This is a genomic window from Bradyrhizobium sp. C-145, assembly GCF_023375135.1.
GTDB lineage: Bacteria > Pseudomonadota > Alphaproteobacteria > Rhizobiales > Xanthobacteraceae > Bradyrhizobium > Bradyrhizobium zhanjiangense.
On the sequence record NZ_CP088150.1, the window covers coordinates 5,718,526 to 5,733,889 of the forward strand.

Annotated in this window: 10 protein-coding genes; 3 read left to right on the plus strand and 7 right to left on the minus strand. The window is 65.7% G+C overall.

Annotated features, from left to right (window positions below; translation table 11 throughout):
* Nucleotides 1-73: 73 nt before the first annotated feature.
* Together LRP30_RS27100 and LRP30_RS27105 are read right to left on the minus strand one after the other, a co-directional pair.
* A complete protein-coding gene (locus LRP30_RS27100) occupies nt 74-394 on the minus strand; it encodes a 2Fe-2S iron-sulfur cluster-binding protein (protein ID WP_091898497.1) in 321 nt (106 codons plus the stop codon).
* 165 nt (nt 395-559) lie between these two features.
* Nucleotides 560-934, minus strand: a complete 375-nt coding sequence (locus tag LRP30_RS27105) for an Hpt domain-containing protein (protein ID WP_249756709.1) — start codon at nt 932-934, stop codon at nt 560-562.
* A 397-nt stretch (nt 935-1,331) separates the two neighbouring features.
* Here LRP30_RS27105 and LRP30_RS27110 point away from each other — a divergent pair, with 397 nt between their 5' ends.
* Nucleotides 1,332-7,106, plus strand: coding sequence for a negative regulator of septation ring formation (locus LRP30_RS27110; protein WP_249756710.1), 5,775 nt, complete (start codon nt 1,332-1,334; stop codon nt 7,104-7,106).
* A 72-nt stretch (nt 7,107-7,178) separates the two neighbouring features.
* On the opposite strand, the gene LRP30_RS27115 is transcribed toward LRP30_RS27110, so the two are convergent.
* From LRP30_RS27115 to LRP30_RS27130, 4 genes are all read right to left on the minus strand, one after another.
* Nucleotides 7,179-7,832 (minus strand): response regulator transcription factor, encoded by a 654-nt coding sequence (locus LRP30_RS27115; RefSeq protein WP_249761837.1) that lies wholly within the window; start codon nt 7,830-7,832, stop codon nt 7,179-7,181.
* Entirely contained in the window at nt 7,829-11,374 is a 3,546-nt protein-coding gene (locus LRP30_RS27120; protein WP_249756711.1) for a NahK/ErcS family hybrid sensor histidine kinase/response regulator, read from the minus strand. The genes LRP30_RS27115 and LRP30_RS27120 overlap by 4 nt, the downstream gene beginning before the upstream one ends.
* 150 nt (nt 11,375-11,524) lie before the next feature.
* Nucleotides 11,525-13,015 carry a sodium:solute symporter gene (locus tag LRP30_RS27125; protein WP_249756712.1) on the minus strand — a complete coding sequence of 497 codons (1,491 nt, stop codon included), beginning with the start codon at nt 13,013-13,015 and terminating at the stop codon, nt 11,525-11,527.
* Nucleotides 13,005-13,181, minus strand: coding sequence for a DUF3311 domain-containing protein (locus tag LRP30_RS27130; protein ID WP_249756713.1), 177 nt, complete (start codon nt 13,179-13,181; stop codon nt 13,005-13,007). Before LRP30_RS27130 ends, LRP30_RS27125 begins: the two co-directional genes overlap by 11 nt.
* Before the next feature lie 202 nt (nt 13,182-13,383).
* On the opposite strand from LRP30_RS27130, the gene LRP30_RS27135 reads away from it, so the two are divergent.
* Both LRP30_RS27135 and LRP30_RS27140 read left to right on the plus strand, forming a co-directional pair.
* Nucleotides 13,384-13,686, plus strand: coding sequence for a hypothetical protein (locus LRP30_RS27135; RefSeq protein WP_245471370.1), 303 nt, complete (start codon nt 13,384-13,386; stop codon nt 13,684-13,686).
* Nucleotides 13,683-14,120 (plus strand): type II toxin-antitoxin system VapC family toxin, encoded by a 438-nt coding sequence (locus tag LRP30_RS27140; protein WP_128932771.1) that lies wholly within the window; start codon nt 13,683-13,685, stop codon nt 14,118-14,120. Before LRP30_RS27135 ends, LRP30_RS27140 begins: the two co-directional genes overlap by 4 nt.
* A 363-nt stretch (nt 14,121-14,483) precedes the next feature.
* Here the strand turns inward: LRP30_RS27140 and LRP30_RS27145 are convergent, their stop codons facing one another.
* Nucleotides 14,484-15,359 carry an MlaD family protein gene (locus LRP30_RS27145; protein WP_128932770.1) on the minus strand — a complete coding sequence of 292 codons (876 nt, stop codon included), beginning with the start codon at nt 15,357-15,359 and terminating at the stop codon, nt 14,484-14,486.
* Nucleotides 15,360-15,364: the final 5 nt, after the last annotated feature.

Consider the following 15,364-nt stretch of genomic DNA (forward strand, 5'->3'; position numbering starts at 1 on the left):
GACCCGAAGGGCGCGCTAGCTGCAAAGCGTGCGGCGGTTTTCCAGAAAAGATCATGCCCTATTGAAGGGAAGATCAGGCCTGGCGTTCCGGCGTCCCAACGACGAGCCCGTCGAGGTCGTCGGAGACCTTGATCTGGCAGGACAGGCGCGAGTTCGGGCGCACGTCGAAGCCGAAGTCGAGCATGTCCTCTTCCATCGGCGTCGGGCTGCCGACCTTCTCGCGCCAGGCTTCGTCGACATAGACATGGCAGGTCGCGCAGGCACAGGCGCCGCCGCATTCGGCCTCGATGCCGGGAATGCTGTTGCGGATGGCGGCTTCCATCACGGTTGCGCCGTTCTCGATTTCCACCGTGCGGGTTTCGCCCTTGTGGTCGACAAAGTGAATCTTGGCCATGTGTGCTCGTGCTGCCGCGGTGCTTGGAATGAAGGAGGGTCCCGGCTGTCCTATAACGGGTCGGTCCGCCCGGCGCCATAGCGTTTTCGTGCGACCTGAATCCCGCTTCGTGGCAAGAAAACGCGTCAAAACAAAAGAGTAGAACCTGGTTCTGACAGTCCGCGCTTAAGGCTTCAGCATCGCCTCGATGGCGGTGCGGGCCTCGGTTACCGCCTCTTTTAAGGCAGCAAGGGCGTGGGGCCGGCCATGGCCGGTCCGGATCGCGGTCTCCAGGCTGGCTGCGGCATCGGCCACCGCAAAGGCGCCGATCCCGCGAGCCGAACCCTTGAGCTTGTGGGCAAGTGCGCCGGCCTCTGCCGGCAGCGCCGTCATCGCCGCAATCAGGCGGGCCGCCTGCTCCGCGAACAACGCCAGCACTTCCCGTTCCAGCTGGGCATCGCCGAGCGTCATGCGCGACAGGTGATCGAGGTCGAGCGGGCTGTCGATGGGTGCAAGCGGGGTCGAGGGCATCCAGTCCATCCGTTGCAGTTCAGGCGTCATGACCCAGGCCCCGGCATCGTGCGATGGTCCCGCCGGTCCGGCGGTCAGGTTCCTCCCACCCAAGCATGAAAATGGTTAACGAAATGTTTGGGTCGTTTGACGCAGATCCGCCGGTTTGTTGACTAAAAGTTGCCGTAATCTGCCAAGTTCGGTGGAGAATTGCATTTATTGCTAAGGCGTTACGGCCCGATCCTGTTAACGATGATTAAGATTGTCTTAATCGCGGGCATTTCATTCGAGACGCTCTGCCAATAGGATGTTGCAGAAATTGGCGGACAAGCCGTCCGGGTGGGGACGGCTCGGAGATCCGCGCAAGCGGCATGATCCGGTCTGTGGGCTTGCGTAACGCGCAGGGCTCGCGGGGGGACGCGTACAAGTAACGAGGGCTCGGACTGACATGGCGAACACTCCGAAAAAGGTCAAAGACCCCACAGAAGTTGCGCTTTCTGCGATCCAGGAAGCCCTCAACATCAGTGACACCGCTGCGGATACGAGCCGCAACGCCGCGATGCGCAACGAAACGCCGCCTCCGGTGGCGCCGCCCGAGCCACCGATCTTCGACGAGCCGAGCTTCGAGCCGCGCCCCGCCGCCAACGAACGAGCATCCGCGTTCGACCCGATCGAAGAGCCGCGCACCTCGCGCCGCGCCGCCAATGACGACCGCGAGACAATCGGCCAGCTGCTCCAGGCGCTTCAGAAGGGTCGCCCTGCCCGCAGCGTCTACACCTTCGCCACCATCTTTGCCGGCGTCTGGCTCGCCGCCTGCGCCGCGCTGACGTTCGGTTTCCTGCCCTCGATCCAGGCCGCCGTGGGCCAGAGCGGCGGCGTGCTCGTCATTGCCGGCCTGATCGCGATGTTCTTCGCGCCCATCATGCTGTTCTACTTCCTGGCGAGCCTCGTCTGGCGCGGCCAGGAAATGCGCATGATCGCGCAGGCGATGGCGCAGGTCGCGATCCGCTTCTCCGAGCCGGAAGGCTCGGCCTCCGATTCCATGGTCACCGTCGGCCAGGCCATCCGCCGCGAGGTCGCGGCGATGGGCGACGGCATCGAGCGCGCGATTGCGCGCGCCGGCGAGCTCGAGACGCTGGTCGCCAACGAGGTCGCGGCGCTCGAGCGCGCCTATTCCGACAACGAGGTGCGCATCCGCGCCCTGCTCCAGGACATCGCGCATCAGCGCGACAATCTGGTCGGCCAGGCCGAGCAGGTCCGCAGCGCCATCTCCGGGGTGCAGATCGACCTGCGCCACGACATCGCGCTGATCTCGGACGCGATTGCCTCGCGCGTCGACGAGGTGGCCAAGTCCATCACCGGCGCGCTGGAAGAGCGCGGCGCGCACATCACCAGCGCCTTGAGTAACGCCGGCGACAACATGATCCTGGCGCTCGGCGAGCGCGGCGGTGACCTGCTCGACCGCCTCGAGGAGGCCAGCAACGAGACTACGCGCGCCGTGCTCGACGCCAGCGAGCGGCTGACCACCAGCCTCAACTTCAAGACCGGCCACGTCCACGACGAGTTCGTCGACCTCGCCGACCGCGTCCATGAGATGTTGAACGAGCGCATCGACCGCATCACCGGCGAGTTCGAGCAGCGCTCCGCCGCGATCGTCGACGGCATCTCGGAGCGCACCGAGCAGGTGCACGATTCCCTGAAGAATTCGTCGGATTCGCTGCTGCTCGAGCTCGAGCTGCGTTCCAACGACATCTCCGCCAAGATCGACGACGCCGGCAACCGGCTCGCCGGCCAGATCATGACGAGCGGCGACAAGGCGAGCGAGGCGCTCGACGCCACTGTCAACACCCTGGTCGCCAAGGTCGTCAGCCAGACCGAGACCGCGCACGATTCGCTGTCGCTCCAGATGAGCGCCTTCGACGAGCTCGTGAGGAACCAGGGCACCGAGCTGGTCGAGAAGTTCGCCCGCGACTCCGGCACGCTGGGCGCGCTGATTACGCGCCACATCTCCGAGTTCGACCGCACCGTGAAGACCTTCGGCGGCGAGATCGTTGAGCGCATGGGCCAGCGCACGCAGGACATCGCCGAGACGCTGAAGACCTATGTCGACAATTTCGACACCCGCTTCACGTCCAATGGCGGCGCGATCACGGCCTTGCTCGACCAGCGCCTCGTGCAATTCGAGACCACGATCGGCGAACGCGTCAGCAACTTCGACGCCTCCTTGAACGGCAAGTTCGCCAGCCTGGACGGTACGATCGAAGGCCACATCAGGACCTTCGACGAACAGCTCATCGGCCGCGTCGCCGAGCTCGAACAGTCGTTCGACAGCCGCGCCAGGTCCATGACCGAAACCATCGACGGACGCATCAATACATTGGCGATGTCGCTGAGCGACGGTGCCGCGCAGGCGATCCAGTCGATCGATGGCCGCCTGACCCATCTCACGACGTCGCTGACCGGCGGCGCATCGCAGGCCATCGAAAAGATCGATACGCGGCTCAACCACCTCACCACCTCGCTGACCGACGGCGCATCGCGGGCCATCGAAACGATCGACACGCGCCTCAACCACCTCACCACCTCACTGACCGACGGCGCATCGCAGACCCTCCAGTCGATCGACACGAGGCTGACGCATCTCACGACGACGCTGACCGGCGGCGCATCGCAGGCGCTCGAGTCCATCGACTCCCGCCTCACCTACCTGACCACGGCGGTGACGAACGGCGCCTCGCAGGCCGTACAGTCGATCGACACGCGCCTCACACTGCTGACCTCGACCCTCACCGATGGCACAGCGCAGGCGATCGAGGCGGTCGACCGCCGCATCACCGGCGTCACCGAGATCATGGACGGCCGCAGCACGCATCTGGCCGACACGGTCACGGCGCGCTTCCAGGAGATCCACCAGGCCATCGAGAGCAAGGTCGGTTCGGTCGCTAACGACATCGACGTGCGCGTGGCGCAGTTCGAGGACCTGCTCGGCTCGCGCGTCGAGGCCGTCGCCGGCCGCATCGAGAGCAGCGGACGCCAGGCCAGCGAGGACATGATGTCCCGCGCCGAGATGATCTCGACCGCGATCCGCTCGCATGTCGAAGATGCCGAGCGCTCGCTCACCAACCTCGTCGTCAACACCAGCGAGACCATCCAGACCGGCGCGCGCACCGCTCAGCAGTCGCTGCTGACGGTCTCCTCCGACGTCAATGCCCAGCTCAAGATGACCTCCACCGAGGTCGAGCGTGCGCTGACCGCGGTCGGCACCGGTGCTGCGAATTCGATCCTGACCAGCGCCCGCGAGGCGCAGTCGACCCTGGTCGCCGCGTCGGGCGAGGCGTCGAACCAGCTCAAGGGACTCGCTGCCGACGTCGAACGCACGCTGTCCGCGGCGGGCTCGGCCACCGCGGCCTCGATCCTGGCCGGCGCCCGCGAAGTGCAGACCACACTCGTCACCGCCTCTTCGGATGCGACCAACCACGTCAAGACGCTCACCGCCGACGTGCAGCGCTCGCTATCGCTGGCCGGCACCAGCACGGCGGAGTCGATCGTCGCCGGCGCCCGCGATGCACAAGGCGCGCTGATCGCAGCTTCGACCGAGACCGCCAACCAGATCAAGGCGCTGTCTTCCGACGTGCAGCGCTCGCTTTCGATGGCGGGCACCTCGACCGCCGAGACCATCATGAGCGGCGCCCGCGAGGCCCAGAGCACGCTGGTCACGGCATCCTCGGATGCGGCGAGCCAGGTCAAGTCGCTTGCGGCCGAAGTGCATCGTTCGCTCTCGCAGGTCGGCGTGTCGACCGCCGAGACGATCACCACCAGCGCCCGCGACGCCCAGAGCACCCTGCTCGCGGTCTCGGCCGAGCAGACCAGCCAGGTCCGTTCGCTCGCGGCCGAGATGCAGCGCGCGCTGGCGACCGCCGGCGGCGCCACCATCGAGGCGCTCACCGGCGGCATCCGCGAGGCCCAGGGCACGCTGATCTCCGCCTCGACGGACGCGGCGAGCCAGATCAAGTCGCTGACCACGGACATCGAGCGCACGCTGACCGCGGTCGGCGCCGATACCGCCTCGACGATCCTCAACAGCGCACGTGAGGCGCAGACCTCGCTGACCTCGACCTCGGCGGACGCCGCGAGCCAGATCCGCACAATCTCGACCGAGATCGAGCGTACGCTGAGCGCAGCCACCGCGAATGCGACCAACGACATCCAGACCAGCGCGCTCAACGCCCAGAACGCGCTGATATCTGCCTCCAACGAGGCGAGCTCGCGGGTCAAGTCGAGTTCGGCCGATGTCGAGCGCTCGGTGCTCGCCGCCAGCAGCAGCTTCGGCCAGGCCATGACCGGCAAGACCGACGAGATCGTCACCTATGTGCAGCAACAGGCCGACCGTCTGTCGAACATGATCGACGCCAAGCGCGGCGCTCTGGTCGACGCGATCGGCTCCAAGACTAGCCAGCTCACGCTTGACATCGACCGCGTCACCTCCGACGCGCTGAAGTCGATCGAGACGCGCGGCCAGGCCTTCTCGCAGACCATGATGGGCAACGGCTCGGAAGTCGCCCGCGCCATCAATACGGCGAGCGAGATCGCCACCGGCGCGGTCGGCAAGTCGCTCAAGGACCTCGAGCAGGCCTCGCGCTCGGCGATCGACCAGTCGCGCCAGGTCTCGATCGCGGCCGTCACTGAGATGCAGGAGACCAGCAAGATCCTGCGCACCGACACGGTGGCGCTGTTCGAGCGGCTGCGCGAAGGCAACATCCTGCTCCAGGAGGTGTTGACCGGTGCGCACGACAACCTCAACTCGCTCGAGCGGGCGCTGGTAACGCGCGTCGCCGACTTCGTCTCCGCGATGAACGACGTCACCTCGCGCAACGGCGCTGCGACGCAGAACCTGGAAGACCAGCTCAACGTCTTCAACAGCAAGACCACGAAGGCGCTCCAGGATCTCGGCGAGCTGTCGACCCAGTTCGACAAGCACGGCAAGGCGCTCGTCGAGGCCGCGCAGGTCGTCGAGCAGAGCAACAAGAACACCACCGCCTCGCTCGCCGAGCGCAAGCAGGCGCTGGAATCGCTCGTCACCACGATCGACCTGCGCACGGCCGATCTCGACCAGCGCCTGTCGCGCTTCACCGGCCTGCTCGATGAATCGCTGGCCGCAGCCGAAGAGCGTGCCCGCGACATCGCCCGCGTCGTCGCCGAGACCGCCGGCGCAGGCTCGGCCGCGATCACCCGCCAGTTCGAGGCGGTGCGCGCGGCGTCCGAAGAGGAGCACCGGCAGACCATCGAAGCCATGCATGACATCTACCGCCAGACCACCGACGAGGCGGATGTGATGTTCAAGCAGTCGACCGAGAAGTTCTCGAACCTCGTCGCCAGCATGAAGCAGATGGCGCTCGAGATGCACAACGAGCTCGAGGCCACCCGCAACGAGCTGCGCCGCGGCGTGCTCGAGATGCCGCAGGAGGCCGCCGAGAGCACTGCGCAGATGCGCAAGGTGATCGTCGACCAGATCGAGGCTCTCGCCGAACTCAACCGCATCGTGGCCCAGCATGGCCGCGGTCTCGACGTCACGACGACGAACCGCGCCAGCGTGCAGCGCCAGGAAGAGCCGTCGGTGCTGGCAGCCGTCGGCGGCCGCACCACCGAGACCCGCATGCGCGACACCGGCAGCGCCTCGACGCTGCCGCCGCCGGACCTCGGCATGCCGGCTGCGCGCCGCACCGAAGCGCCGCCGGTCGCGCCTGCCGGCAACGACCAGGGCCGCGACGGCTGGCTGTCGGACCTGCTCAACCGCGCCGACACCGGTCCTGCCGCTCCGAACGGCCGTGAGGCTCCGCGCGGCCGCGCGGCACCCGCGCCGCAGCCGCAGGCGCCGCAGGGTGGTGGCAATCCGCTGGAATCGCTGTCGCTCGACATCGGCCGGCTGATGGACCGCAACCTCGCCGCCGAGATGTGGGACCGCTACCAGCGCGGCGAGAACAAGGCCTTCACCAAGCGCCTCTACACGCCCGCCGGCCAGAAGGCCTTCGACGAGGTCGCCCGCAAGTATCGCGCCGACCGCAACTTCAAGGGTACGGTCGACCGCTATGTCGCCGAGTTCGAACGCCTGCTCGACGAAGTCGCCCGCGACGGCCGCGGCCCGCAGGAGCTGCGCAGCCACCTGATCTCGGAGACGGGATTGGTCTACACGCTGCTGGCCCACGCGGCGGGACGGCTGGGATAAGCAGCAGGTGTCTCGCAAGACAGCACGATGAAAACGGAGGCCTCGCGGCCTCCGTTTTGTTTTGCCGCAGGGTCAAGTCGCGCCGGACTGACCGAATGACAGTCGCTCGGCCAGGACCGCAGCCTGGGTGCGCGAGCCGACGCCGAGCTTGCGCAGGATCGTCGAGACGTGGCCCTTCACCGTCTGCTCGGCGATGTCGAGCTCACCCGCGATCTGCTTGTTGAGCTTGCCTTCGACGATCATCGCGAGAATGCGCAGCTGCTGCGCCGACAACGAGGCCATTCGCGCAGCAAGCTCGATATCGGCGCTCTGGATCGAGCCGCGCCCGCCGACATTGGGCGGCATCCATATCTCGCCGGCGAGGATCTTCGTGATCGCATCCGCCATCTCGGGCAGGCTGAGCGATTTCGGGATGTAGCCGGATGCGCCGTAGGCGATAGCGCGGCGGATCGTGGCGGCATCCTGACGCGCGGAGATGATCGCCACCGGCACCGTCGGGAATTGCGCCGACAGGATGAACAGCGCGGCAAATCCCTGGATACCCGGCATGGTCAGATCCCAGAGGATCAGGTCGATCTCGTCGGACCGGGCCGTCAGCACGCCGGTCGCCTCGTCAAGCGACTGGCAGGCGATGATGTCGAGATCCGGCAGCACGCTCGACAGCGCGCTGCGCAACGCAGCCTGTACCAGCGGATGATCGTCGCCGATCAGGATGCGCATTGTCAGGGGATCTCCTGTTTCGTCCCGAACTGCCGGCTGAGGGCTTCGCCGCCGAGGAAGCGCCGCAGAGCCGCCGGCTTGACCGGCTTCGACAGGATCTCGCAGCCGCGCGCCCTCGCCTCCTTGCGCACCGCTTCGCTGCGATCGCCGGTGACGACCAGCGCGCGGACCTCGCCGCTCGACTTCTGCCTGAGATCGTCGAGAAAGTCCAAGCCGCTGCGGCCGCCATCGAGATGGTAATCGAGCAGCACGACGTCGGGTGGGCTGGCTGTGGCCGCAGCCATCGCCTCGGCGGCATTCGCCGCGACCAGCACGCGATGTCCCCAGGCGCCGAGCAGCGCCGTCAGACCCTGAAGGATCGTCGCATCATTGTCGAGGCACAAGATCGTCAACAGTCGTTCCGCTGCCACGGGCGCTGCAATCGTGGGATTGCGCTGAAGCGGCCTGCCAGGCCCGCGCGCAAGCGGCACCATGACGGCAAAGCACGAACCATGTCCCGGGCGCGAACGGACGTCGACGGCATGGTCCAGCAGCCGCGATACGCGATCGACGATGGCGAGCCCCAGCCCCAATCCCTTCTCCGACCCGGGCGCGAGGCGCTGGAACTCCTCGAAGATGCGCTTCTGGTCAGAAGCTGCGATTCCGACGCCGGTATCCCAGACCTCGATGCGCAGCGCGTCACCACGCCGCCGGCAGCCGAGCAGGATGCGTCCCTTGGGCGTGTAGCGGAGTGCGTTCGACAGCAGGTTCTGCAAGATGCGGCGCAGCAGATGCGGATCGCTGCGCACAGCGAGGCGGCTATCGACGACGTTGAGGACGAGCCCTCGCTCGCGCGCCATGGCCGAGAACTCGAGGTTCAACTGCACGAAGAGATCCGCGATCGGAAAATCGAAAACCTCGGCGCGAACGGCGCGGGCATCATAGGAAGAGATGTCGAGCAGCCTGTCGAGCACGTGCTCGGTCGAGCGCAGCGCGGTAATCGCGCTGCTTGCCAAGGTACGCTCCTTGTCGGCATCACCAGCTCGCGACGAAGCATGCAGGCTCTCGTCGAGCGCGGACAGGAACAGACGGGCCGCATTCAATGGTTGCAGCAGATCGTGGCTGGCCGCCGCCAGGAAGCGGGTCTTGCCGAGATTGGCCTGCTCTGCGTCCGCCTTCGCCAGCTCGAGCGCCTCGGTCCGCTCACGGACACGCAGCTCGAGCCCCTCATTGGCGCGTCGCAGGGCTTCCGCGGCGCGATGACGTTCGGTGACGTCGGTGTAGGTCGAAACGTAGCCGCCCTCGGCAACGCGGTCATAGACGATCTCAAGCACCGTACCATCCGGTCGCTTGCGCTCATACAGATAGGGCCAGCTCTGCGTGGCGACGTCACGGTTGACCAGGAGCGCAGCAAATTCGGACGCGGCATATTCGCCGCGCTCGACGTTGAAGGCAATGAGATCCGCCAGCGGAAGGCCGACGCGAACGAAATCCGGCGGCAGGTCCAGGAGCGCGATGAAACGGCCGTTCCAGGCCGTGATGTTGAAATCCGCATCGAACGCACAAATGCCCTGCGGCACGCTCTCCAGCGTGCTCTGCAAAAGGCTGCGGTTGAACCGCAACGCCTCGGAGGCTTCATCGAGCATCGCCATCGCCGCGCGCCGCGACAGCGAGTGCCCTTCCAGCGACGCGGCGATGACCACGCGCGCCGATGCCGCACCAATCGCGCCGGCAAGCAGATTCTCGGTGAATCGGATCGAGTCGAGATCGACGAAGCCTGACGGATCGAGGCGCGGCCCGCTGCCGGCGATGCGCGCAGCGAGATAGCTGTCGAAGGCCGCGGCGCCCCGCACGGGCCCGACAAAGCGCAAGGCCAGCGCCCGGAGATCATCGAGGCGGACCACCACGCGCGAAGACAGCCTTGGGGTATTTTCGCGGACGACGCCATCGGCAAACGCCGCGGCCTGGTTGCGCTCGACGGTCGACTGCCGGCCCAGCGCCGAGACCATCAGAAAGCAGACGAGGTTGGCGCCGAGGCTCCAGAGTGTGGCATGCGAGATCGGATCGATCCCTTCGAGACCCAGCAGCGCGTTCGGCTTGAGCCAGGCGAGCTGCCACGGGCCGTGGCGGACGATCTCCTCGATCGCGGGCCAGAGCGGCGCGGCCGAAGGGAGCAGCAGCGCATAGGCCCAGATCAAGAAGCCGATGGCGATCCCGATCGAGGCGCCGGCTTTGTTGGCACGCGGCCAGAACAGCCCTCCGACGAACGCCGGACCGAATTGCGCGACCGCGACGAACGACAGGAGTCCGATCACGGTGAGCGGATAGGACTGGTTGACTAGGCGGTGCATCAGATAGGCGAGCAGCAGGATACCGAGGATCGAGAGCCGGCGCACCGTCACCAGCACCGAGGTCATCGGCCGGCTCTGCGCACGCAGGCCAAAGACGCGCGAGCGCAGCAGCAGCGGCATGATGACGTCGTTGCAGAGCATGGTGCTGAGGGCGACGGACGTCATGATCACCATGCCGGTGGCGGCCGACAGCCCGCCCAGGAAGGCGATCAGGCTGACGGTGCTCGCGTCCGCCGCGATCGGCAGCGAGATGACGTAGGTGTCGGGGTCCATCATCGCGCCGAACCTGGCAAGCCCGGCCGCGGCGATCGGCAGGATCAGCAGGCTGAACAGCGCAAGATAGCTCGGATAGAGCCATGCCGCAGTGCGCGTATGGCTAGGTGCCTCGTTCTCGACGACGGCGACATGGAATGCCTGCGGCAGGCACAGGAAGGCGATCGCCGAGATGATGATCGTCGCAGGCCACACCGGTTGCGTCGGATCGAAGCTCAGGATGCCCGCCAGTTGCGGCTCCGATTGAAATTGCGACAGCAGAGCGGCCGGCCCGCCGGATAGTCCGAACAGCACGAACAGGGCGACGATCAGGAATGCGAGCAGCTTGACGACGCTCTCGAAGGCGATCGCGAGCATCAGGCCGCGATGATGCTCGCTGGCATGGACGTGCCGGACGCCGAACACGATCGCGAACAGCGCCATCGACGCGGCGACGCCGAATGCGGAATCCTGCCAGAACCGCAGCGCTTCGCCGCCGGCACGCTCGGGCTGGAGGATCAGGTAGTCAAAACTCTTGCCGACGGCCTTGAGTTGGAGCGCGATATAGGGAAGCACCCCAAGCAGCGATGCGAGCGTCACGAAGGCCGCGAGCACCTGGCTCTTGCCGTAGCGCGCGGCGATGAAGTCCGAAATCGAGGTGACGTTTTGCGCCTTCGCGATCGCAATCACCTTTGACAGGACTCTCTGGCCGAACAGCAGCACCAGGGTCGGGCCGATATAGATCGTGGCAAAGTCCAGCCCGCTGGTCGCGGCCCGCCCGACCGATCCGTAGAAGCTCCAGGAGGTGTTGTAGACCGCAAGCGTGAGGCAATAGCTGATCGCGGCCGCCCAGGAGTTTGGCGACACCAGCGGCCCACCGGCGCTCCGTCGGTCGCCCCACCAGGCCACCAGGAACAGCGTGGTCACATAGCCGGCAGCGACCGCAAGAACGAACCACGCCTGCAAGACATCCTCACCCGAGACCGTCTGATCCGCCGGCGACGAGCGGGGCCAGATCGCGGGCGGATACTATAGCGTTTTCAATCGCATGGAAGGCTATTCATTCCGGAAAAGGCCGGCGGCCGGAGCATCCCCGGCCGCCGCTGGCGGATCAAATCAGGCCGCCTCGCGGGACAGCCGCTCCTGCGGCGCGCGCTTGAGCACGAGGTTGACCACGACGGCAACCACGATGTTGAGCGCGAGCGCCAGGAGGCCGGTGTAGAGAGCAACCGGGCCCATGCCGAAATCGATGGTGTGGAGCGGCTTCAGCCCGTCCGACCAGGCGAGCCACGATCCGCCCGCAAGGCCGACGGCCCAGCCAGCCAGGAGCGCCGTGCTCGAGAACCAGTTCAGATAGAGGCCGAACACCAGCGCCGGCAGGGTCTGCAGGATCCAGAGGCCCCCGAGCAGCTGGAGGTCGAGGGCGAACTGCGTCGGCATCAAGAGGATGGCGAGCAGCGCGCCGACCTTCACCAGCATGGAGGTGATCTTGGCGACCTTCGCCTCACCCGCCGGCGTCACCTTCGGATCGACCCACACTTTCCAGAAGTTGCGGGTGAACAGATTGGCGGCGCCAATGCTCATGACCGCGGCCGGCACCAGCGCGCCGATCGCGATCGCGGCGAAGGCGAAGCCCGCGAACCAGCTCGGGAACAGGGTCTTGAACAGCTCAGGCACGACGTCGTTGTTGCTCGCGAGCTTCAGCCCCGCCGCATGGCCCATGTAGCCCAGCAGCGCGAGCAGGCCGAGCAGCAGCGTGTAGGCCGGCAGCAGCATCGCATTCTTGCGAATGGTGTTGCCACCCGAGGACGCGAAAATGCCGGTCAGCGTGTGCGGATACATGAAGGCCGCGAGCGCGGAGCCCAGCGCCAGCGAGGCATAAGGCACGATCTGTGCCGGCGACAGCAGGATCCCGCCCGAACCCTTGGCAGCGAATGCCGCATCCGCCGCGGTGAAGATCGCGCCGTAACCGCCAAGCTTGGACGGCACGATCGCGATCGCGGCGATCACCACGATGTAGATCATGATGTCCTTGACGAAGGCGATCAGCGCCGGTGCGCGCAGCCCCGACGAATAGGTGTAGAGCGCCAGCACCAGGAAGGCGAGAACGAGCGGTATCTCGCCGTGCAGGCCGAGCGCCTTGATGGCCACCTCCATGCCGATGAGCTGGAGCGCGATGTAGGGCATCGTCGCCAGCACGCCGGTGGCCGCGACCGCGAGCTCGAGCCCGCGCGATCCGTAGGCCCCGCGCACCACGTCGCCCGCCGTGACATAGCCGCGCTCCTTGGCGACCTTCCACAACACCGGCATCACCGCGAACACGAAGGGATAGACGATGATGGTGTAGGGCAGCGCGAAGAAGCCGTAGGCGCCGACCGCATAGACCAATGCAGGCACGGCGATCACGGTGTAGGCGGTGTAGAAGTCGCCGCCGACCAGAAACCAGGTGATCCAGGTGCCGAACTTGCGGCCGCCGAGGCCCCACTCGTCGAGATGGGCGAGCGTCTCCGGCTTGCGCCATCGCGAGGCGACGAAGCCCATGCCGGTGACGAGGATGAAGAGCGCAAGGAATACGGCGAACGCCGCGCTATCGACATTAGCCAGCACGACGCACGCTCCTGTAGACGATATAGGTGAGGAGCGAGGTCAGCGGCACCCAGGCGAGCTGGTACCAGTAGAAGAACGGAAAGCCGAACAGATGCGGCTCCCGGATATTGTAGAACGGCACGATCATCAGGCCGATGAACGGCAACAACAGCAACAGACGTATCACGCTCTCCTCCCCTATGAGTGAAGTCGACGCGCCTTTTCGTGGACGCGACTTGAGCGCGATATAACTGACAATGACGGCCAGCCCCTCCCCCTACGTTGGCTCGGCCAGACCCCCATACTTTCGTATCGGCGGCGACTTCGGATCGCTTGCGTTCCGACCTATTTCAGGATATATTTCCAGAGATAAGAGCGCGAGAATTCCAGTGGCCGACACAGCGCAAAAGAGAGCACTGCGAAATTACCGGGCCAGGCTGACCAAGCGCGGCATGGCGCGGTTCGAGGTGCTCGGGCTCGATACCGACCGCGAATTGATCCGCTCAATCGCCAAGCAGCTTGCCGAGGATGGGACCGAGGCCGAACGAATCCGATCTACATTGCGTCAAACGATGACAGCGGAACCCGCCAAGAAGGGCGGCATCCTTGCCGCGCTGCGACGCTCACCGCTCGTCGGGACAGACCTCGATGTCACGCGCGCGCGCGTAACGGGTCGCAAGGTTGACCTGTGACACGGTACCTCCTCGACACCAACATCATCAGCCATGTCACGAAACCGAGTCCGTCGCCGGTACTCCTGGCGTGGCTGGCAGACCAGAACGATGACGATCTGTTCGTCTCTTCCCTGACGATCGGAGAAATCCTGCGAGGCATCCTGGAAAAGCCGGCGGGACGAAAGCGAAATGCACTTGAAACCTGGTTCGCCGGACCTGAAGGACCACCATTGCTTTTCGCAGGTCGCGTGCTGGCTTTCGACGAGCAAGCAAGCCTGATCTGGGCGCGCCTCATGGCGCGTGGCACCGCCACCGGCAGGCCGCGGAGTGCGCTCGATATGATTATCGCCGCCGTGGCCGAGGCCAATGACTGCGTTGTTGCGACGGACAACGAAAAGGACTTCGCAGGATTTAAATTCGTCAATCCGCTGCGCAATCGCGAGGCGCGCTAGCCGCTGTCCGCACGATGCCTGGCTAGAGTCGTTGCAAGTATTGGAAAGACCCGGCTCCTACCCTCGTCAACAATCCTGTTCGATCGCGCTTCGCCTACTCGGCGCCTACAAAGATGGGCACATCGAGATTACGTATCCGACGGTGTACGCCTACTCACTCCAGGAGCTCTCGCCAGATGCGCCATCGCACGGTGATTGGCGCTACGACGAGTTTCGTATCTCGGATCGCGGTCACTTGATTCACGAGATTGAGTGGGCCTACCGCGCCCAATGCAAAGCGTTCGTATGGGTGATCGAAGCCGATGATATCGACTTCCGATGGATACCGATGCAGGGGGCCAACGGAAACTAGGAGGTCGGAACCTACTGCCTGCGGCGCTCGTTCGACGCCGCCGGCTTCGGCGGCTCGGGCGGCGGGGCTGCTTGCGATGAGTTGCTGGCGCCGAACAGGACGCGGGTCGGGTTGCGGTCGAAATTGTTCACGGCGCGGCTGATGTCGCCGAGGGTGCGGCGGCCGTCGCTCATCAGCGCGCCGGAGCGCTTGTCGAAGTCCTCGGCCAGTTCGCGGATCGACTTGACCGCCTGGAACAGCTCGCCGCCGTCCTTGCCGCCGGCGAGCGTGTTGAGGCCGAGCATGAGACTGTCGGCCTTGAGCATGACACCGTCGACCTTGGCCATCATGCCGTCGATCTTCTCGGAGTTGCGGGCGAGCGAGTTGGTGAAGGTCTCCAGATTCTTCAGCGAGTTCTTCACCGATTCCTGATTGTCGGCGACGATCTTGTTGATGTTCTGCAGCGTGCCGCGGATCGCCTCGGTGACGTCCTGGAGCTTGTTGGGGTCCGCCGTCAGCGTCGGGATGCCATCCTGGTCGAGCGGCGGTGCGGCCGCGGCCTCGTCGCCGCCCTTGAGCGAGATTGCGGCGACCCCCGTGAGGCCCTGGAATTCGAGGCCGACTAGCGTGTCCTTGCGGATCGGGGCGTTGTTCTCGATCATGGCGAGTGCGACAACCCGCCGCGGGTTGTCCAGCTTCACCGAGACCACCTCACCCACCCTGATACCGTTGAAGTTGACGCTGCCGCCGTTGCGCAGGCCCGCCGCCGGGCCCTCGAACACGACGCGTAGGGGGGTGCGCTGCTTGGTGGTGTGCAGCGATTGAAACCACAGCACGAAGCCGATCGCGGCGGCGATCACCGCCAGTGTGAACGACCCGATCAATACGTAATTCGCCCGCGTTTCCATCAGGT

Bases quoted from the DNA above. Each gene is read 5' to 3' on its own strand.
- LRP30_RS27100 (WP_091898497.1), bottom strand. From the start codon at position 394: ATGGCCAAGATTCACTTTGTCGACCACAAGGGCGAAACCCGCACGGTG.
- LRP30_RS27105 (WP_249756709.1), bottom strand. From the start codon at position 934: ATGACGCCTGAACTGCAACGGATGGACTGGATGCCCTCGACCCCGCTT.
- LRP30_RS27110 (WP_249756710.1), top strand. From the start codon at position 1,332: ATGGCGAACACTCCGAAAAAGGTCAAAGACCCCACAGAAGTTGCGCTT.
- LRP30_RS27145 (WP_128932770.1), bottom strand. From the start codon at position 15,359: ATGGAAACGCGGGCGAATTACGTATTGATCGGGTCGTTCACACTGGCG.